We start from the raw sequence: 18,399 nt of genomic DNA, 5'->3' as shown, positions 1-18,399 counted from the left end.
GGGTTTAATATGAAAAAAATTAGCTTACTAGCACTTTTTTTAACAATACTGTTCACTTTGGCTGCTTGCGGAGCAGAGGAAAAAGCAGAAACAACGGCTGCGTCTGGAAAAAGCGAAGCAAAAGAAATGACAATCAAGCACGAATACGGGGAAGCGGTTGTGAAAAAGAATCCGGAAAAAGTGGTCGTATTTGATTTTGGTATCCTTGATTCGCTTGATGAGTTAGGTGTGGAAGTCGCCGGCGTTCCGCAGGCAATCGTTCCGGACTATCTGAAAAAGTATGCAGGCAAAGAATATACCAATGTCGGCAGCCTGAAGGAGCCAGACTTTGAAGCGATACATGCCCTTAAGCCAGATGTGATTTTCATTTCAGCAAGGCAGGCGGAGCTTTATGACCAATTCGCAGAAATCGCTCCAACCGTGTTCGTAGGAATGGATTACGCTAATTATATGGAGTCATTCGAGAAGAATATGAAATTGATCGGGGAGATTTTTGAAAAAGAGGAAGCAGTGGCTGATCAGCTGAAGGAAATCAACTCGGATATTGAAGAAATCAATAAGGAAGCATCATCATCAGACAAGAAAGCATTGCTTGTCCTCGCCAATGAAGGAAAAGTCAGCGCATATGGCGCCAGTTCCCGTTACGGCTTCATCCACGATGTATTCGGCTTCAAGGCTGCAGATGAAAAGATTGAAGTTTCTACACACGGCCAGAGCATTACTTTTGAATACATTCTTGAAAAGAACCCTGATATCCTTTTCGTCATCGACCGTACTGCTGCAGTAGGCGGGGAAGTTGGAGCGAAGGAAACGATTGAAAATGAACTCGTCAAAAAGACAACCGCATTTAAAGAAGGCAAAGTTGTTTATCTTGATGGCGTGAACTGGTATTTGAGCGGTGGCGGATTGCAGTCACTTAAGTCAATGATCGAAGAAGTGAAATCGGCATTATAAGGAGGAGTATCCATGTTCTTTCAAATCAAGCGCATGCTTGTAAAAGAAGGTGCGTCCAGCCTGGTCGTCGACCGTTTTTCGCAGAAAGCCATGCTAATCGAAAGCCAGCCCGGCTTCATCGATAAGCAGGTTTTGGTGAAAAAGAGGACCCGCGGCAACGAGGAAGTCATGGTTATGATCAGATGGCAGTCCGAGGGAGACTGGAAGAACTGGGAGAAGCATCCCGACCATATTGCCGGCCATAAGGCTAAGATTGGCAAGCCAAAGCCGGAATATCTTATAGAATCAAGCCAAGATCTATACGAAGTGAAGTCTAGCTGAGCTATAGATTATAACCCTGGTTTATTGCCAGGGTATTTTTTTTGTAGGAGATTGTTGTGACAAAATTATGAAACTATCAAAAGCATGTTGTTTAGAGGGTTAACATACGATATAATGAGAATCGTTATCATTAATATTGAAAATCATTATCAATTATGGCGAGGACGGTTGAAATGAAAAATAAAACATGGAAGAAAGTAGCTTCCATCTCGATGGCAGGAAGTTTGCTTTTTGCTGCAGGGTGTACCGAAGAAAGTGTCAAAAAAGAAGAGTCACCAAAAAAGACACCAGAAGCTGAAAAAACGTATTCGGCTGCAGTAACTGACTATAATTTCGATACAGCAGGAAATATGTTTGCTTATGCTGAGTTTGAATTAGCGGGGGAACCGCTTTTAGAAGGACTGGGCGTCGACCTTGATCTTCTGGATCCGATGAAAGTCGATCAGCCGGAGAAATTCGATTATACTGCCGGGATTGAGGCGTACGAATACTCTGAGGAAGCGATGTATGAGGTCGTTGAAAAATCGGGACTTGGATTGCATTTGATCAACGGACCAGTTGTCGCCGAAATGGCGAAGCAAAAAGGAAAAGAAGCACCAGAAATGCTTGCCGAAAGATATTATGAGCTTGCCGATGCTGTAGGCTACCCGCAAGAGGAAATCTTCACGAATATGTTCCCGACACTGATCGAATATTCGAATGGAGATCCGCATTATGTTGGGAAGGTTGATACCGAGGAATATGCTTCAGGTGATGGAGATACATATGTCCCTAACTATCAAGTAAACTTCAAATCTCTTCGCTGGGACCGTGAAAAAATGGATAAAGTCCTGAATCCGGCAGCTTATGGCGGGACGTTTTTGAAGCAGGCGCTATGGGCAGGGGACTTCCTTGGCGGTTACCATACGGTCGACAAGGATGAGGAGCTTGAAGGGGAGACACCAACTGATGACAAGGATGAAAATATCAGGCTTGGTGTAAGCTCTCCGGATGGCATGCAGGGAATGTTCCTGGTTGAAGGGATCTGGAATAAACTGAACTTCATCAAGAACGGACTTTTTTACAATGGAAAAGAGTTGACACCAGCTGGTATCGGAAGCCAGTATGATCCTTCCAAAGGATTGGTTTACCTGCCTCATAAAATCGAAGTTGAAGAAGACGGCAATGACATGATGCCGAACGCCAAGTCTATGAAGCTGGCAGACAGCCGCAGCGTGCTTAATGATCAGTGGCTAATGCTTTGGCCGGCAGCTGAGTTTTATGGCATGACGGACCAGCGCGCGGAGAACAAGAATGTGGCTCCTTCATTCAGGGCTTTGTTTGACAGCAATCCATATCCATCTGCTCCAAAAGAAAATCTGGATGGCGATGGTGCAAATGATGTTGCTTCTTCCGATCCATATACTGTAAATAAAGATGTCATGCTGCATGTTTTTAAAAATCTTGACGCCATGCACTTCAACAAGGATGCTGGAGCATTTGTAACGGAGCATGATGGCACGAAGCAGGGGAATTATGTCGATACATTCCAGGCTGGTTATACAGTAGAATCATTGCGAATCTTCCAGCGGGCAATTGATGGATTGCCTGTTGGCTATGCTAGCGGAGATGCTGCAGAAGGCTTGAAAACTAAAGAAGGCGAACGTGCAAAAGAACTGATCAAGGCACAAGCCGATTTTATTATGAGTGAACTGATCATGGAAAATGGCTTGGCTGCAAAAGGATTTACAATTGGCAGCGGTGCAGACGAGGAAGTTTCCCTGCAGGCACAGATAGGGGCAATCCGCGGATTGACGGCTGCTTACCTGGCAACACAGGATGACAAGTATCGCGAAGCTGCCCGCGGCGTTTTTGTGGCAATGGATGAAAGCCTTTGGGATCAAGATCTTAAAGCCTATAAAACTGGCAATGATGAGATGAAATATGATGCTTACACTGCAGGCGGAGTAGCTGCTGTATTTCGCATAGCGATCAATAACTTAAGCAATAGTGACAGCGACCAGGAGCAGCCTGCTTCATTAGAAGTCGATACGATCGTTGAAAAGTACACCGATTTCTTTGATAGGGTCATCGACGGGCCATCCCTTGAAGAAGGCATGCAGGCGAGCGAATTCTGGGATACGGGAGACTTTTACCTGAAAAAAGGAAATTCAGAAAACACAGATGATGACAATGTGCCGCAAATTCAGGCAGGGCATGGCAAATACGGAATTGCTCCTGTCCTTCTGCCTGTAGAAATTAGCAAAAAATAACCATTAAAGAGGCGTTTCCAATGAAGAAGCTGATTCTTTTCCTTTTACTGGCCATTACAACAGTAGTTGCAGCAGGCTGCAGCGAAAAGACGGGCGTTGCCATGGAGTTTGGCAGCACCCGTGATTTTGCTGCCCACAGCGATAATATCCTTATGAATAAGAAAGGAACTGCTGTATATACGGCAAATATTGATATCAATACTGTTACCATTATGGACCCTGAAAAAGGAAAAGTTTTGGCAGAGGTGAAGGTTGGAAAAGAGCCGAGGCAGATGACTTTGAGTCCTGATGAGAAATACCTTTATGTAGCCTGTATGCTAGATAACAAGATTGATATTGTTTCATTGAAGGAAAAAAAGGTAATCGATTCAATCCCGACTGGCATCGAACCATTTGGGGTCATGACTAGCCAGGACGGAAAAATGTTATACACAGCGAATTACCGTTCGGGAACAGTATCTGTTTTTGACCTGGAGAAGCGCAAGCAAATCAAGGAGATTGAAGTAGGTGACCGCCCGCGATCGCTGGCCATTACGGCAAAGGGAGATAAGTTGTATGTCCCGCAGTATTTAAGTGGGGCAATATCCGTGATTGATACTCATAAAAATGAGGTCGTGAAACAGATTCAACTTGCTGAGTCCCCGGACAAAATTGATCAGAAAAAGAGCCAGGGAATTCCGAACACGCTTGAGCAATTCGTAATCAGTCCAGACGGGAAAACAGCCTGGGTGCCGCATCTGTTAACGAATGTAGATACACCGATTCATTTCGAGGAAACAATTTTTCCGGCGATCTCCGTCATTGATCTTGAAAAAGACGAGGAAATCATTGAAGATCGGAAACAGCTGTTTGAAGAAATGAATGTTACTGACAGCCAGAACCAGACCATCATCGTATCTAACCCATATGATATCGTTTTTAAGCCGGATGGAAGCAAAGCGTATGCTGTCATGTCCGGAAGCGAGGATTTAGTTGTGTTTGATTTAAAGCGGGGTGGGAACGCAACCCAGGTTGTCCGGAGAATTTCCGGAAACAACCCTAGGGGAGCTGTCTTGTCGCCTGACAGCAAAAACCTGTTTGTCCACAATGCGATGAGCCATGATTTAGCGGTACTGAATGCTGGTGGGGAAAGTTCTTATTCTCGTGTAAAATCAGCTGGCGAAAATATCGCATTGGTGTCAAAAGATCCGATGGACCCGCTTGAACGGGAAGGAAAGACGATTTTCTACAGCGCAAACAGCGATGAATATGCAGCAGACATCACCGGGAACAACTGGATGAGCTGTGCCTCCTGCCATGCGGATGGCGACATGAACGGACTGACGCTGACTACCCCGAAAGGTCCTAGGAATGTGCCGAGCAATGTGCGGACAACCGAAAACGGGCTATTCATGTGGGATGGCAGCCGTGACGATTTCGAGGATTACCTGCTTACCGTCCAAGGGGAAATGGGCGGGATGATGGATTATAATCCAGGCGAACCGCTTCCGGACGACGTTAAGCATATGTATGATGCGATGTTTGCCTATTTGGATAACCCAGAGTCCTTCCCTCCTCCGAAAAGCCCTTATCGCACCAAGGATGGTAAGCTTACAGCAACGGCACTGGAAGGCAAGGAGCTGTTCGAAGGCAAGGGAGGCTGCATCGCCTGCCATGCAGGTGAGAATTTCACCGATAGTGGGAAGGCTGTGGACGGAAGTGGAAAACTTACGACCAGCAATCTTAATTATCTTTACGATATCGGGACAGGGAATGCAAAGGATATTGAATCTGCTGGAGATGCCAGGGCAGACGTGAAAAATCCGCGCGACAATAAGCACTTCGATACACCAACGCTGAGAGGAGTCTGGGCAACAGCACCATATTTCCACGATGGGAGCGCCAAAACAATTGAAGAAGCGATTGGCCGGCATAATACGAAAGAAGTTTCGGGTTTGTCCGATGGTGAAATTGCCAAGATTGCTGAATTTGTAGGATCAATTGAATAAATGTTTTAGGTATGCTCCTCTTATCGGTTGGGATAAGAGGAGTTTTTTTATTTGGGGGTTTTGTTTATTGGAACCCTGGCCGAGGAAAGCTGATGGGCCCTTGGGAGCCGGCTAAAGGACATTCAGGAGGTATGAGCTTGGCAAAATGTCTCATAGAACGTATCTATAGGACATCCACGTGTTTCAAGCTTAGCTGAATGTCCGATAAGGATTTTTAAAGGAAATACACAGAGTCGAAGCTTAGCCGAATGCCTCATAGAGGAAATGTTAAAGGTCGTGTTATCTGGATTTACCGAAGATAGATAAACAGAAGCACAAGAACCATCCCCTTGCTTGAAATTCTCTTTTAAGGGTAAATTACTTTTCAACAATATCAACTTGCATTTGTAATAAATTCGTCAAGGTTTTGATGATGATGAGGACAATCCTCATGCTATTCTATGATATGAAGATTGTACATTTATTCACAATTTAAACCGACCATAAATTTGATTTCCATCATTGAGTTGGTAATCTGGAGGAATCATCAGTGGAATTCATACTTGGTTTGCTTGAGGAACCATTAATCTTATTATTTGCGATCCTGTTTGCAGGATCGGCGATTGGCGAAATCAAAATCAGGGGATTAAGTCTCGGCACTTCCGGCGTGCTGCTCGCTGCCATGGTGTTCGGCCATTTCGGCTATAAAATTTCACCCGTCATCCAGCAGCTGGGATTAGGTTTGTTCATTGTCGCAGTAGGCCTATCAGCTGGACCGCGTTTTTTCCGGATGATGAAAACGAGCGGGGTAGTGTTTGGCCTCATTGGATTGTCAATTACAGTAATTGCTGCGGTAACAACGATTGTGGTTGCCAAGCTGTTTCACTTATCACCTGCGCTTAGCATTGGAATCATGACAGGGGCGCTGACGAGCACGCCGGGTCTGGCCGCTGCGCTCCAGGCGACAGGCGACCCGCTGGCATCAGTCGGATATGGAATCGCCTATCCATTCGGAGTCCTCGCTGTTGTGCTTTTCGTTCAGCTTTTACCGAGGGTCCTAAAGGTTGATTTAGCTGAGGATTTGAAAAAGAAATCAGGACCAGTGCGTAACGATGAGTCTCCTGAGGTTATGACAATCGAGGTAACCAAACCTGCTATTAATAAGCGAACGCTAAAGGAACTTAAATTCAATCGCTACAATACCGTCGTAATCAGCAGGGTGATTCGGGGCGATCGAAATATCATCGCCTTGAACGATACTGTTATTTTAGTTGGGGATCGGCTTGTCGCAGTTGGCCTGAAGAATGATTTAGAGAAGCTTTGCAGGGACATCGGCCGCCAAGTGGAGACGAATACGGAAAACCATGATAATGTGACACTTCGCAAAGTGACGGTCGATGCGCTCGAACTGATCGGGAAAACGATCAAAGAGCTGGAACTGAGAAGAACCTATGGCGTGACCGTAACCAGGATTGAGCGCGGAGGTTTTGAGTTCAACCAGAATCCAAAATGGCGTCTGGAGCGTGGCGATGTCCTCACACTTGTCAGCAGCGTGGACAGGCTCAATGATGTCGAAAAGCTTTTCAGCAGGAAAAAGCTGACCGTAACGAACATCCATATTCTATCCTTAAGTGTGATCCTATTGCTCGGCGTCCTTGCGGGAATGATACCGATTCACTTGCCAGGGCTCGGAACAATTACCTTTGGTGTGGCAGGCGGGCCGTTATTTTTAGCCTTGATCATCGGCCACTTTGGTAAAATTGGTCCTATCCACGCGAGGTATTTCCAGCCATCCAACCAGGTGATCCGTGATATCGGGCTTGTGCTGTTTCTGGCCGGTGCCGGTACAACCGCCGGGCAGGGAATCGTCGAAGTCATCCAGCAGGAGGGCTTCAGTCTGCTTCTAGGAGGGGCGATTATTACGATTATCCCCATGGCAGCTGGGTATTTTCTTGCTCGAAAGCTGCTCAGGTTAAGCGTGATCCATTCACTCGGAGCCATCTGCGGCGGGATGACAAGCACACCCGGCCTTGGAGCAGCCAACCAGCTAATGGATACGGAAGACCCGTCCATCGCCTATGCAGCTGCCTATCCATTCGCGCTGATTTCCGTCGCAGTCGCAGCTCAGGTGCTTGTATTTTTCTTGTGAAAGGTTGGATACTGATTTAAAAAACCTTGAACAAGGCCTTCAAGACAATTCAATCGGGAAAAGTGTAATTGAATTGTCTTGAGAGAGTGATCCAAGACAATTCAATTCGAAAAAGTAGAATCGAATTGTTCTGGGAAGGTGCTCCAAGACAATTCAACTCGAAAAAGTAGAATCGAATTGTTCTGAGAAGGTGCACCAAGACAATTCAACTCGAAAAAGTAGAATCGAATTGTTCTGAGAAGGTGTTCCAAGACAATTCAACCGGAAAAAGTGTGATCGAATTGTCTTGAAAGAGTGCTCCAAGACAATTCGACGGGAAAAAGGTGATCGAATTGTCTTGAGAGGGTGCTTCAAGACAATTCAACCGGAAAAGACGCGAATGAATTGTCTTGAGTGTGCTCACTTCACTCGGAAAAAAAGCTGCTGAACTGCAATGAACGTGCTCCTCAATACACTTACCTCGGCAAAACCACACCTGAACTGCAATGAGCCTGCCCCCCTAAAAATAATTCAACCAAGCACTCCCACCAGGCAATCTGCCGGAAGTTTTTTAATAACAGAAATATTTTCCAAACTGTATTGACACTATCTTCAAAAAGGATTATATTATCATTATTGATAATGATAATAATCGCAAATTTAAACACATCAGGTGATATCGATGAAGGAAACGAAAGCAGATTTAATTTTACATCCAGTCAGAATGAAGGTTCTTCAGACATTAGCCAGTGGGAGGAGGAAAACCGTACAGCAAATTGCTGAGCAGCTGCCGGAGGTTCCGCAGGCGACCTTGTATCGCCATTTGAAGAAGCTGCTTGATGCAAATGTGATTGAGGTCGTTGAAGAAAACCAGGTGCGCGGCACGGTCGAGAAAGTATACGCACTGCCGGAACAGAACCAGCTGCTATCGCGTGAGGAAGTGCTCAAGGCTGGCCCGGATGAACACCTTAATTATTTTATGAGGTTTCTTGGCAGTGTATTGATGGATTTCGAAGCATACATTCGCCAGCCGAACTATGATTTCGAAAAGGATATGGTCAGCTTCAGGATGGCGACTTTGTACGCCAGCGACGAGGAATACAGTGAATTTATCAGGAAGTACGTGGAGCTGATCACACCGCTGCTGCAGAATGAGCCAGCGCCACACCGCAAGAAACGGAGCATCACCAATATTTTAACAACCCAAAATACCGATGAAGTGGGGAAAAACGATGAACGCCCAGTTGGTTAAAGAGGAAATTTCTTTTAAAAGTGATGTAAACCTTAAAGGAACTTTATTGATTCCAGACACTGGCAAGGAGAACTATCCGGCGATTGTATTCCTTCCTGGTTCAGGGCAGCTGAACCGTGATGGCAGCACACCTAAAGGCAAATTCAAATTCAATCTCTATGCCGATTTGGCTGAACTGTGTACGGCCCAGGGCTTTGTTACGTTCCGTTATGATAAAAGAGGGGTTGGCGAAAGTGAGGGTGACTACCATTCGGCAGGGCTTTCCGACGCCTTGAACGATGCAGAAGCAGCAATGGATATGCTGGCCTCCCATCCTAAAGTGGATCCTGCCAAATTGATCATTGCTGGGCATAGTGAAGGCTGTATGGTAGGCACGGCTCTCAACGCAAGGAGACCGGCAGCCGGACTGATCCTCCTTTCGGGTGGCGGAGAAACCATGAAAGAGGCTCTTGATTACCAAAGAAAGGTTACATTTAAAGAACTTGCGCAAAAGAAAGGCCTTCAAGGTTTTATCATCAATAAGTTCAATACACTTGAAAAAGGGGAAAAACAAGCCCAGGCTACCTATAAAAAAATGCTGGATTCAGATAAAGACATCATCAAAACAATGGGCTTTATTACAATGCCGGCAAAGTATTTCCGGGAGCATTTTGCCCTTAACATCGAAGAAGCGCTCGCGAAGGCTGCTTGTCCTGTTCTGGCGGTCAGCGGCTCGAAGGATTGGCAGACAAATCCGGAAAATCTTAAGCGTGTCGAGCAATTTGTCCAGGGAGATTACGAGACACATGTCATTGAAAACATGGATCATGGCTTAAAGTTGCAGCTCACTCCGTTTTCCCCAACAACCTACAAGAAAGATTACTTGAAAACTATTGGCCAGCCAATCCATCCTGAGGCCGCCCAGATTTTGACTCAATGGCTAAACAGATATTACTAAGGTAAGTTATGTCCATAACCTGAGTCCTATAAATGTCCCCAACAAGATATATAGTCTTAGAAGCCCTTTTTACACAAAAAGGGCTTTTTCTTTCGTTATCTTGCTTTTTCATCACCAAAACTCCATAACGGCCTGCAACTGGTTTATACTGATGCTAGAGGTGAGAATGATGCCGCATATCCCTGAAGACTATTGGAAAGCAATTGTAGATTGCGATCCTTCCTATAATGACACTTTTATTTACGCAGTGAAAACGACCAGGATCTTCTGCAAGCCTTCTTGCAAATCGCGAGAGCCGAAGAGGGAGAATGTATTGGTTTTTAACAATGCCTACATGGCGATGGACGCAGGCTTCAGGCCCTGTAAAAGATGCAGGCCGGATGGGGCGATTTTACCTGCAGAGGAATGGATCGGGCAGATTACTTCCTGGATTGATGGACATTATCACGAGCAGCTGACTCTTGAAGGATTAGCTGATCTGTTCCACGGCAGTCCATTTCATTTGCAGCGCCTGTTTAAAAAAGCAAAGGGCATGACCCCGGCAGAGTATATCCAGCACCTCCGTCTGGAAAAAGCAGCAGCCATGCTGCTTGAAACCGGGAGTACCGTCAAAGATATTGCAACGGCAGTAGGCTACAGCAGCACCCCATATTTTACGACGCTGTTTAAAAAGAAGTTCGGCAGCACGCCAGCTGCATACCGGAAAAGGAAGGTAGATTAAGATGATTTTTTGGACGAAACTGGATCATGCCGCACTGGATCTCTACATTGCCGCGAGTGAAAAGGGACTATGCTATGTGGGCTCACCGGGTCAATTTTTCGAGGAGTTTTCAGGGGCAATCCATAAACGATTTCCTTCGGCTGAGCTAAAAGAGGACCGGGAATTTATGGAGCTATATTTACAGGAACTGCATGATTACCTCGAGGGAAGAAGCACTGCTTTATCAATGCCTGTTGATATAAAAGGAACGCCATTTCAGGAAGCGATCTGGAAGGCGTTGACCGAAATTCCGTTTGGGCATACATGCTCTTATTCAGATATCGCTGAAAAAATTGGCAAGCCAGCAGCCGTCCGTGCAGTTGGAACGGCAATCGGAGCCAATCCGGTGCTGATTACCGTTCCATGCCATCGGGTGATCGGCAAGAATGGCGCCATCACTGGCTACAGAGGCGGAGTTGAGATGAAACAATTTTTGCTTGATTTAGAGAAGAATGTTAAAAAATGACCTACTCATTTCGAGAGGTCATTTTCTTTTCTTAATCCAGCTCTAGCGCCGACGTTGCCACAGGACGTGGCGGTTCTAGTCGGCCAGCGCTTTTCGGGGCTGAACGAGGCGCTTGCGCTTTTTGTTCTTAAATAATCGCTCTAACCGCCGCGCTTTTCCTGATCAGCATGCTGAACAGGAAGGTCGCGATAATCGTGAGAATCGATACGACCAAGAATTTCATCACAGGCGTTATAGCTGCTGATGTGAATAGATATTGGATCGCCACAGCCATTGGCAGATGGAAGATATACACCGCGAAGCTGTTGTCTGCCAGTGTTTTTAAGAAGGTATTTGTTTTATTGAAAACGACTTTAAATAGAAAAATCAATCCAAACCCCAATCCAAAGCAGAGGAAGGTTTCATAAAAACTGTAAATCAAACTGTTTGAATTGAAACCGCCTTGAGAATACGGAATGATATCGGTAAAATAACGGGCAGCCGCGAGGACCACTCCGATTGCGAGCCAGGGTCCGCCCGATTTTGCCTTCATTTGACTAAACCATTGGTACTTAAAAGCTAAGAGCCCGAGAATGAAAAACGATGCATATTGCGGCAGATGGGCATATTCGACCTGGATGAAGCCAAGCAAACCCTCCCAGTGGTCAATCGGATAGCTGATGCGGACTGCAAAAGTAACAATCGCTACTACTACTGCGATGGCAAACAGTTTAGCATTCGTCAATTTCTCCAGGAAAGAGAAGGGAACAGAGCTGCCTAACAGGCGGGACAATAAAACGTATAGCAATGCATAGACTAATAGATGCTCGATGAACCACAGATGGCCAAACTGCATATCCGGAAAAACCGGCCCGCTCCAGCCCTCAGGCATCTCCCCGAGTCCTAGATAGATAGAGAAGAAATAATCAATGAAAGAAATATTTCCATATTGCCTGAAATTGATATAGAAGAAATACATCAATACAGGCATGATAACCAGAAACCCGAAGATTAACGGAATTCCCAGTCTTTTAGTACGGTCCAGCAAAAATGTTTTTGTTCCTTTTTTCCTGAAGGAAGCTGGGAGAAAGTACGCGGAAATCAGGAAAAACAGACTCATGAAGAATCCCGCGTTTACCGAGAAGAATCTTCCTAAATGAAATGAATCATCACTGACATAATACCAAAAGCCGTTCGAGCCTCCATAGGGCTGTCCAACGTGATGGACTACGACTAAGATCGTTAACATGATTTTTAGATTATCCAGGAAAAATAACCTTGGCTTTTCCATCCTTATTCCTCCAATTAAACTGGTAATTACTAAATATTAAACCATCACCCATTATATTCCTGTTCGCAAAAACGTACAATGAAAATTTCATAGGGGATTTCCCTGATAGTTATGCACTGAAAATGTAAGAAAGAATTCACGATCGTTTCCCGCTTTTCTTTTTTTATAAGGCCCGTATGATCCCGTGCCAAGTACTCTATGTATCTGGCTTTTTTAATTTAAGGAGGAGAAAAATCTTCCAGTATTGTATAATCAAATTAATTTGCTGTGTTTAGGGGTGTTTAAAAGTTATGAGTTATAAAGAACTAAATATCCAAGCCTTCAGGGGGATCAACGACCTCGGAAAAGAATATGAATGGCTGAATCCAATAATGGCAGGGATCGCGGAGAACACCATTTATCTTTTGGTCCTTGCCGTCATTTTCTTTTTGTTCAGCCGCAGGGACAGGCTGATGATTTTCACTGGGCTGATCGCTCTCATTCTTGCCGAGCTGGCGGGCAAACTTGCCGGGTCGATGTATTCCAACAATCAGCCGTTCGCTGAGCTTACCGAGGTGAATAAGCTGATCGATATGGGAGTGAACAACTCGTTTCCTAGCGACCATAGTATTATCTTTTTCACGATGACGGTAACATTCTGGCTGTTTAAAAGGAGGCATCATTACCTTTGGGTCTTGCTTGCATTGATTGTAGGCTTTTCACGGATTTTCGCAGGAGTGCACTATCCGGGGGACGTGGCTGCAGGCGCCATTCTCGGAGCTATGATGGCATACCTGGCATACCGGCTAATTCCCAATACAGGCATCATGAAAAAATGGGATAAGAGTGAATATTCCACTGACATAGCGGGTAAAGACATTGAAAATATCCGTTCCTAAATAACTTTTACCATGGAAATGCGTATAAGGTAGAGTATTTGATTTCTATTCATCAGAACAGTAAAATTAATGATGACTAAATATTTTTTCGGAGAGTGAATTTTTTTGGAAGTTCCCATAGGTTTAATCATTTTTTTAGGTGTTTTAATTCTTTTATCTGCCTTCTTTTCATCGGCAGAAACGGCTTTTTCGAGCGTCAACAAAATCAGGCTGCGCAATTACGTCAGCGAGGGCCGCTCTGGCAGCAAGAATGCGCTGCACATTTCGGAGAACTTCGATGATGCTTTGTCTACGATATTAGTAGGAAACAATATTGTGAACATCGCCGCGGCGAGTATTTCTTCAAAGGTAGCGGTCGACCTTTTCGGCGCAAGCACAGGCCTGATCATCAGTACCTTTGGTATGACCATTTTAATCCTGATTTTCGGTGAGATCCTGCCAAAGTCGATTGCGAAGGAACACGCCGAAGCCTATTCTTTAAAAATTTCAGGAATTTTGCTTCTGCTTATTAAGATCCTGACGCCAATCAACTTCTTGTTCAGTAAACTGAAATCTGGCGTATCACGGATTTTCTCAAAGGACGGAGAGGCCCAGCCATCCGTTACCGAAGAGGAAATCAAGGTAATGGTCGATATCAGTGAAGAAGAGGGCGTAATCAATAGCAATGAACGCGAGCTTGTACACCGTTCGCTTGAATTCAATGAGATACTTGTCGGTGAAGTGTTAACCCACCGAATGGATATGATTACAATTGAAATAAACCAGTCGCTGGAGGAAATCAAAGAAATCTTCTTTACGGAGAGATTTTCCCGTATACCGCTTTATGAAGACAATATAGATAATATCATCGGCTTTTTATCCGAGCGCGAGTTTTTTGCGGAACTGATCCAGAATAAGGAAGTCAATGTCCGCGAGCTTCTGCGCCAGCCAATGTACGTTGTGAAATCAATGAAAATTGCTACGCTGCTGCCTGAACTCCAGAAGACGAAGAGCCATATGGCTATCGTTGTCGACGAATTCGGCGGAACATCCGGCCTGATCACGTTAGAGGATATCCTTGAAGAGCTGGTCGGCGAAATTTGGGATGAGCATGATGAAAAAATCAATATCATGACCAAAATCGATGAAAGCACATATGAGTTTGACGCCCAGTTCGACCTGGATGATTTTGCCGAGCTGTTGAATGTTCCGATGCCGGAAACATCCTACCACAATCTCGGCGGCTGGATTTTCGAAACGCTTGAAAGCATCCCTGAAAACGGCGATACTTTCGACTATGAAAATCTGAAAATCATCGTCAAGGAAGTAGAAAACCATCGCATTCGTAAAATCAAAGTGGAAATCATGCCCGTAGTTGAGGATAAAGAATAAAAAGAAGGTGGAATCAGGCAATTTGATGCCGGGTTCCACCTTTTTTGCTGGCTGGAAAAATTATTCTCTCAATCATACGTGGTAATTGCCCGAAGTTTCTCTGTAATCTCCCAATCCAGTTGGACAATCTCCCGAAAAGGTTCGGGAATTGCCCGAAAAAGGACAATAATCGTGCCGTCATCCTTATTTGTAAAAAACTAGCAGCAGGAAGTGTCTCCGCCGCAGCAAGCTTCTTGCTTTTCTTCTGTTTCCTGGACTTCCTTAATTTCAATGTTGCAGCAGTCTGACTTTGCTTTGTTGCTGCCCATAAGGATTTGAATGAAGTTAGCCATTTTTTTCACCTCCTTTCATCAATAATTTTTGATTAATTAAACAAGATAAAAGATAAAGCCTGAGATTGTAGACATCGTGATCACCGAGGCGACGAATGCAAACACGAGCTGCTTCTTGAAGATCGATTTTAACAGGATGACTTCAGGAAGGCTGGCACCGGCGGAACTGATCATCATCGCCATGACGGGTCCCAATGCCATTCCTTTTATTATCAGCATTTGCGAAATCGGGATCATGCTTGAGAGACGGATATATAATGGGATTCCAACGACAGCTGCGATCGGGATCAGCCACCAGGCGTCATGGCCGAACCATTCAGTGATGAACTCAGTCGGGACAAGACCATGGATGACAGCGCCAATTGCTGCACCAATAATCAGGTAAGGGTAAACACTCTTCATTAAAGACCATGTTTCATTCAATGCGAAACGCCAGTTGAATTTCTGGTTGCTTTCCTCGTAACCGGACATCATGACATTTTTTACATAACGCTCAAAGCCTAGCTTATCGAGTGCAAAGCCAATACCAATCGAGAAGACACTTGTTATAACAGTGTAAAGAATCGTTACCTTCCAGCCCATCACAACTCCCATAATCGTTAAAATAGTAGGGTCCAGAACAGGAGAAGCGAAGAGGAAAATCATGACGATTGAAAACGGGATTTTCTTTTTCAGCATATTGACCACTACCGGAATCGTGGAGCAGGAGCAAAATGGTGTGATGAACGCGAACAGGATGGCGGCAAGGCTTGCGAATAGTTTGTTGCTGCCTGTCAGTTTCTTTTCAATTTTTTCGTATGGGATGTAGCCCTGCAGCAGGCTGATCAAAAAGGAGATCCCGATAAATAAAAGTGTTAATTCCAGTGCGATCCAAAAAAAGCTTTTCAGAAATTCAATCATTTTCCTCTACCTCTTCCTCGTATTTAATTACGCATTTGCTGCAACTGGGCAGCATTGCGGCTGGGATTTCTGTGAGCGGGATGGCCAGAAGCTGTGCTTTGTCCCAGGCTGCTCGAAAAACTTCCATGCATGCTTCGCTTTTCTTTCAACTTCCTGCTGTTTAATCTGTGCGATTGCTTGATAATCTTGATAAAACATATTGATCCTCTCCTTAATCAAAATATGTTGATTTATTAATCAAAAAAATTTGATATATGGTTTGAAAATAAAACCTAACTTTAACAGCAGCTAGGTCGGAAAAGGCAGCAAAGCTCTGGAGATAGCAGATGATTGATTTCTTCTGTGTTGACCTGATAGTAGCTCCAGGTTCCTCTAGTTTCTTTCTTAATCAAGTTTGCATCGAGCAAAATCTTTAAGTGATAAGAAAGCTTGGATTGAGGCATGTCGATGAGTTCGCTTAAATCACAAACGCAGCTGGAGTCCTGCTGGCATAAGAGGTTCAGGATGTGAAGGCGTTTTTGATCGGCAAGAGCTTTAAACTTGCTTTCATACTTTTCAAAGGTGCTTTGAAGCGGCGGTTCCTTCGTGGCTTTGGAGTTATTGGTCAGATCTGTTAAAGGAATGAATTTTTCCACTTTCAGCTCTCCTTAAATCAAATTTACTTGATATATTGTATTATATTTCCTGTAAAACCATTTTGCAACCCTTAAATCAAAAATTTTTGATTTTAATTTTTAGAAGCACGGGGACGTATCTATTGCTTCCAATAGAACATTTTATATTTCATGGAAGCATAAGATACGTCCCCATGCTTCATAATGTGAAATATTAAGAATTTGTAAACTTCCATATAAGTTCTTGATTATATAAGTGAATTATTATATGCTGATACAGTATTGGAGGTGCACGGGAATGATTAACAAGGATATGGATATTGAACAAGCTGCTGCGATTTTGAAGCTGCTTGGTGATAAGACACGGTTGACGATGATGCGGATCCTCGCTGACCATGATTGCTGCGTGTGTGAATTCGTGGCGATGTTTGATGCGAGCCAGCCGGCAATCAGCCAGCATATCCGAAAGCTGAAGGATGCAGGATTGGTAAAAGAAGCCAGGAGAGGGCAGTGGATTTTCTATTCGCTCAATCAGCAGTTTGAGCATTTCGAGTTTGTCCAATTGCTCCTGAATGCACTGCCAAGCCAGGAGGAGAAATTAGCCGAACTTGAACGGCAGGGTAAAAGGATTTCTTGTGAGTAACGTATATAATCTTGTACATGAAACGGATTGTGGAGGTGTTTCAATTTGTCATTAGCAATTATTGCTTCACTGATTTTTCTTGTGACGCTGACACTGGTCATCTGGCAGCCTAAAGGGCTCGGGATTGGCTGGTCAGCTACTGGTGGAGCGCTTTTAGCTTTATTGTTTGGTGTTGTTTCTTTCCAGGATGTCATTGATGTGACCGGCATCGTCTGGAATGCGACGCTGACATTTATTGCACTTATTATTATTTCACTTATTTTAGATGAGATCGGATTTTTCGAGTGGTCCGCGCTCCATATGGCACGAGCGGCTAAAGGGAACGGTGTAAGAATGTTCATTTATGTCACCCTGCTTGGTGCGGGTGTTGCCGCGCTTTTTGCCAATGATGGCGCTGCGCTGATCCTGACGCCGATTGTCCTCGCGATGGTGCGTAACCTGAAGTTCGAGGAGAAGATGGTCTTTCCATTTATCATGGCGAGCGGATTCATTGCTGATACGACCTCACTGCCGCTGATTGTCAGCAACCTGGTGAATATCGTATCAGCGGATTACTTTAATATCGGGTTTGTTGAGTACGCTTCACGAATGATTGTGCCGAACTTTTTCTCATTAGGTGCAAGCATCCTGGTGTTGTATTTATTTTTCCGTAAAAGCATCCCGAAAAATTATCAGATGTCCGATTTGAAGAAGCCTGTTGAAGCAATCATGGATATGAAGATGTTCCGCCTGTCATGGGTGGTTCTCGGGATACTGCTTCTCGGTTACTTTACAAGTGAATTCGTGAAGATTCCGGTATCGTTCATCGCAGGAGCCGTAGCAATTTTCTTTCTAATGATGGCAAGAAGGAGTCCAGCGGTCCACACTTCAAAGGTGGTAAAGGGAGCTCCATGGGCGATAGTCTTTTTCTCAATCGGGATGTACGTCGTTGTTTACGGTCTGCGAAATGCCGGTCTGACAAAGCTGTTGGCTGATGTGATTCAATCTGCTGCCGACCAGGGGCTGTTTGTCGCAACGATCGGAATGGGCTTCATTGCGGCAATCCTGTCTTCAATCATGAACAATATGCCTACCGTCATGATTGATGCGCTCGCGATTGCGGATACTAATACAACTGGTGTCGTACGTGAAGCACTGATTTATGCAAACGTCATTGGTTCCGACTTAGGGCCAAAAATCACGCCAATCGGGTCACTGGCGACATTATTGTGGCTGCACGTCCTTTCATTAAAAGGCGTGAAAATTTCCTGGGGCACTTATTTTAAAACTGGAATCATCCTGACCATTCCTACCCTGTTCATTACGCTGGTGGGTCTATATATTTGGTTACTGATTATCTAATAAAAGGAGCGAA

Annotated in this window: 18 protein-coding genes; 13 read left to right on the top strand and 5 right to left on the bottom strand. The window is 44.6% G+C overall.

All coding sequences use genetic code 11. The annotated features are described in order from the left end of the window. Positions 1-9: 9 nt before the first annotated feature. The 9 genes from AC3EBE_RS03465 to AC3EBE_RS03425 all read left to right on the top strand — a co-directional run bounded on the left by AC3EBE_RS03465 (position 10) and on the right by AC3EBE_RS03425 (position 11,037). Positions 10-954: a siderophore ABC transporter substrate-binding protein gene (locus AC3EBE_RS03465; protein ID WP_488593614.1), complete on the top strand. Its 945-nt coding sequence runs from the start codon at positions 10-12 to the stop codon at positions 952-954. Positions 955-966: 12 nt separating this feature from the next. Next, positions 967-1,275, top strand: a complete 309-nt coding sequence (locus AC3EBE_RS03460; RefSeq protein WP_488593613.1) for an antibiotic biosynthesis monooxygenase family protein — start codon at positions 967-969, stop codon at positions 1,273-1,275. A 173-nt stretch (positions 1,276-1,448) separates the two neighbouring features. Continuing rightward, positions 1,449-3,527 (top strand): hypothetical protein, encoded by a 2,079-nt coding sequence (locus tag AC3EBE_RS03455; protein WP_488593612.1) that lies wholly within the window; start codon positions 1,449-1,451, stop codon positions 3,525-3,527. A 20-nt stretch (positions 3,528-3,547) separates the two neighbouring features. Beyond that, positions 3,548-5,515 (top strand): cytochrome D1 domain-containing protein, encoded by a 1,968-nt coding sequence (locus AC3EBE_RS03450; RefSeq protein WP_488593611.1) that lies wholly within the window; start codon positions 3,548-3,550, stop codon positions 5,513-5,515. A gap of 529 nt (positions 5,516-6,044) precedes the next feature. Next, positions 6,045-7,643 (top strand): aspartate:alanine exchanger family transporter, encoded by a 1,599-nt coding sequence (locus AC3EBE_RS03445; protein ID WP_488593610.1) that lies wholly within the window; start codon positions 6,045-6,047, stop codon positions 7,641-7,643. A 661-nt stretch (positions 7,644-8,304) separates the two neighbouring features. After that, complete coding sequence (locus tag AC3EBE_RS03440) at positions 8,305-8,874, top strand: helix-turn-helix domain-containing protein (protein WP_488593609.1); 570 nt, start codon at positions 8,305-8,307, stop codon at positions 8,872-8,874. Then, entirely contained in the window at positions 8,855-9,811 is a 957-nt protein-coding gene (locus AC3EBE_RS03435) for an alpha/beta hydrolase (RefSeq protein WP_488593608.1), read from the top strand. Before AC3EBE_RS03440 ends, AC3EBE_RS03435 begins: the two co-directional genes overlap by 20 nt. A 166-nt stretch (positions 9,812-9,977) precedes the next feature. Beyond that, positions 9,978-10,532 carry a bifunctional transcriptional activator/DNA repair enzyme AdaA gene (locus tag AC3EBE_RS03430; protein ID WP_488593607.1) on the top strand — a complete coding sequence of 185 codons (555 nt, stop codon included), beginning with the start codon at positions 9,978-9,980 and terminating at the stop codon, positions 10,530-10,532. 1 nt (position 10,533) lies between these two features. Continuing rightward, positions 10,534-11,037 (top strand): methylated-DNA--[protein]-cysteine S-methyltransferase, encoded by a 504-nt coding sequence (locus AC3EBE_RS03425; RefSeq protein ID WP_488593606.1) that lies wholly within the window; start codon positions 10,534-10,536, stop codon positions 11,035-11,037. Positions 11,038-11,164: 127 nt separating this feature from the next. Here AC3EBE_RS03425 and AC3EBE_RS03420 read toward each other — a convergent pair whose 3' ends face one another. Beyond that, positions 11,165-12,307, bottom strand: a complete 1,143-nt coding sequence (locus tag AC3EBE_RS03420; RefSeq protein WP_488593605.1) for an acyltransferase family protein — start codon at positions 12,305-12,307, stop codon at positions 11,165-11,167. Positions 12,308-12,597: 290 nt separating this feature from the next. Between AC3EBE_RS03420 and AC3EBE_RS03415 the strand changes: the two genes are divergently transcribed. Next, positions 12,598-13,185: an undecaprenyl-diphosphatase gene (locus AC3EBE_RS03415; protein WP_488593604.1), complete on the top strand. Its 588-nt coding sequence runs from the start codon at positions 12,598-12,600 to the stop codon at positions 13,183-13,185. Positions 13,186-13,290: 105 nt separating this feature from the next. Continuing rightward, on the top strand, positions 13,291-14,556 hold the full coding sequence (locus AC3EBE_RS03410; protein WP_488593603.1) for a hemolysin family protein: 1,266 nt from the start codon (positions 13,291-13,293) through the stop codon (positions 14,554-14,556). A gap of 197 nt (positions 14,557-14,753) precedes the next feature. On the opposite strand, the gene AC3EBE_RS03405 is transcribed toward AC3EBE_RS03410, so the two are convergent. The 4 genes from AC3EBE_RS03405 to AC3EBE_RS03390 all read right to left on the bottom strand — a co-directional run bounded on the left by AC3EBE_RS03405 (position 14,754) and on the right by AC3EBE_RS03390 (position 16,396). Continuing rightward, a complete protein-coding gene (locus AC3EBE_RS03405; protein WP_488593602.1) occupies positions 14,754-14,888 on the bottom strand; it encodes a hypothetical protein in 135 nt (44 codons plus the stop codon). Between the two features lie 36 nt (positions 14,889-14,924). After that, the gene (locus tag AC3EBE_RS03400; protein ID WP_488593601.1) at positions 14,925-15,788 is read right to left on the bottom strand and encodes a permease; all 864 of its coding nucleotides are present in this window, start codon (positions 15,786-15,788) and stop codon (positions 14,925-14,927) included. 27 nt (positions 15,789-15,815) lie between these two features. Continuing rightward, entirely contained in the window at positions 15,816-15,986 is a 171-nt protein-coding gene (locus AC3EBE_RS03395; RefSeq protein ID WP_488593600.1) for a hypothetical protein, read from the bottom strand. Between the two features lie 80 nt (positions 15,987-16,066). Then, positions 16,067-16,396, bottom strand: coding sequence for an ArsR/SmtB family transcription factor (locus tag AC3EBE_RS03390; RefSeq protein ID WP_488593908.1), 330 nt, complete (start codon positions 16,394-16,396; stop codon positions 16,067-16,069). A gap of 304 nt (positions 16,397-16,700) precedes the next feature. Here AC3EBE_RS03390 and AC3EBE_RS03385 point away from each other — a divergent pair, with 304 nt between their 5' ends. Further along, a complete protein-coding gene (locus AC3EBE_RS03385; RefSeq protein WP_488593599.1) occupies positions 16,701-17,045 on the top strand; it encodes an ArsR/SmtB family transcription factor in 345 nt (114 codons plus the stop codon). Positions 17,046-17,090: 45 nt separating this feature from the next. Next, positions 17,091-18,386, top strand: a complete 1,296-nt coding sequence (locus AC3EBE_RS03380; protein ID WP_488593598.1) for an arsenic transporter — start codon at positions 17,091-17,093, stop codon at positions 18,384-18,386. Positions 18,387-18,399 lie beyond the last annotated feature (13 nt).

The sequence above is a fragment of the Mesobacillus sp. genome, from assembly GCF_057785455.1.
This window is presented reverse-complemented; position numbering and strand designations above follow the sequence as displayed.

Coding starts and splice junctions, on each gene's coding strand:
- AC3EBE_RS03415 (WP_488593604.1), top strand. CDS start 12,598: ATGAGTTATAAAGAACTAAATATCCAAGCCTTCAGGGGGATCAACGAC.
- AC3EBE_RS03460 (WP_488593613.1), top strand. CDS start 967: ATGTTCTTTCAAATCAAGCGCATGCTTGTAAAAGAAGGTGCGTCCAGC.
- AC3EBE_RS03450 (WP_488593611.1), top strand. CDS start 3,548: ATGAAGAAGCTGATTCTTTTCCTTTTACTGGCCATTACAACAGTAGTT.
- AC3EBE_RS03400 (WP_488593601.1), bottom strand. CDS start 15,788: ATGATTGAATTTCTGAAAAGCTTTTTTTGGATCGCACTGGAATTAACA.
- AC3EBE_RS03395 (WP_488593600.1), bottom strand. CDS start 15,986: ATGTTTTATCAAGATTATCAAGCAATCGCACAGATTAAACAGCAGGAA.
- AC3EBE_RS03425 (WP_488593606.1), top strand. CDS start 10,534: ATGATTTTTTGGACGAAACTGGATCATGCCGCACTGGATCTCTACATT.
- AC3EBE_RS03465 (WP_488593614.1), top strand. CDS start 10: ATGAAAAAAATTAGCTTACTAGCACTTTTTTTAACAATACTGTTCACT.
- AC3EBE_RS03440 (WP_488593609.1), top strand. CDS start 8,305: ATGAAGGAAACGAAAGCAGATTTAATTTTACATCCAGTCAGAATGAAG.
- AC3EBE_RS03435 (WP_488593608.1), top strand. CDS start 8,855: ATGAACGCCCAGTTGGTTAAAGAGGAAATTTCTTTTAAAAGTGATGTA.
- AC3EBE_RS03405 (WP_488593602.1), bottom strand. CDS start 14,888: ATGGCTAACTTCATTCAAATCCTTATGGGCAGCAACAAAGCAAAGTCA.
- AC3EBE_RS03420 (WP_488593605.1), bottom strand. CDS start 12,307: ATGGAAAAGCCAAGGTTATTTTTCCTGGATAATCTAAAAATCATGTTA.
- AC3EBE_RS03385 (WP_488593599.1), top strand. CDS start 16,701: ATGATTAACAAGGATATGGATATTGAACAAGCTGCTGCGATTTTGAAG.
- AC3EBE_RS03430 (WP_488593607.1), top strand. CDS start 9,978: ATGATGCCGCATATCCCTGAAGACTATTGGAAAGCAATTGTAGATTGC.
- AC3EBE_RS03455 (WP_488593612.1), top strand. CDS start 1,449: ATGAAAAATAAAACATGGAAGAAAGTAGCTTCCATCTCGATGGCAGGA.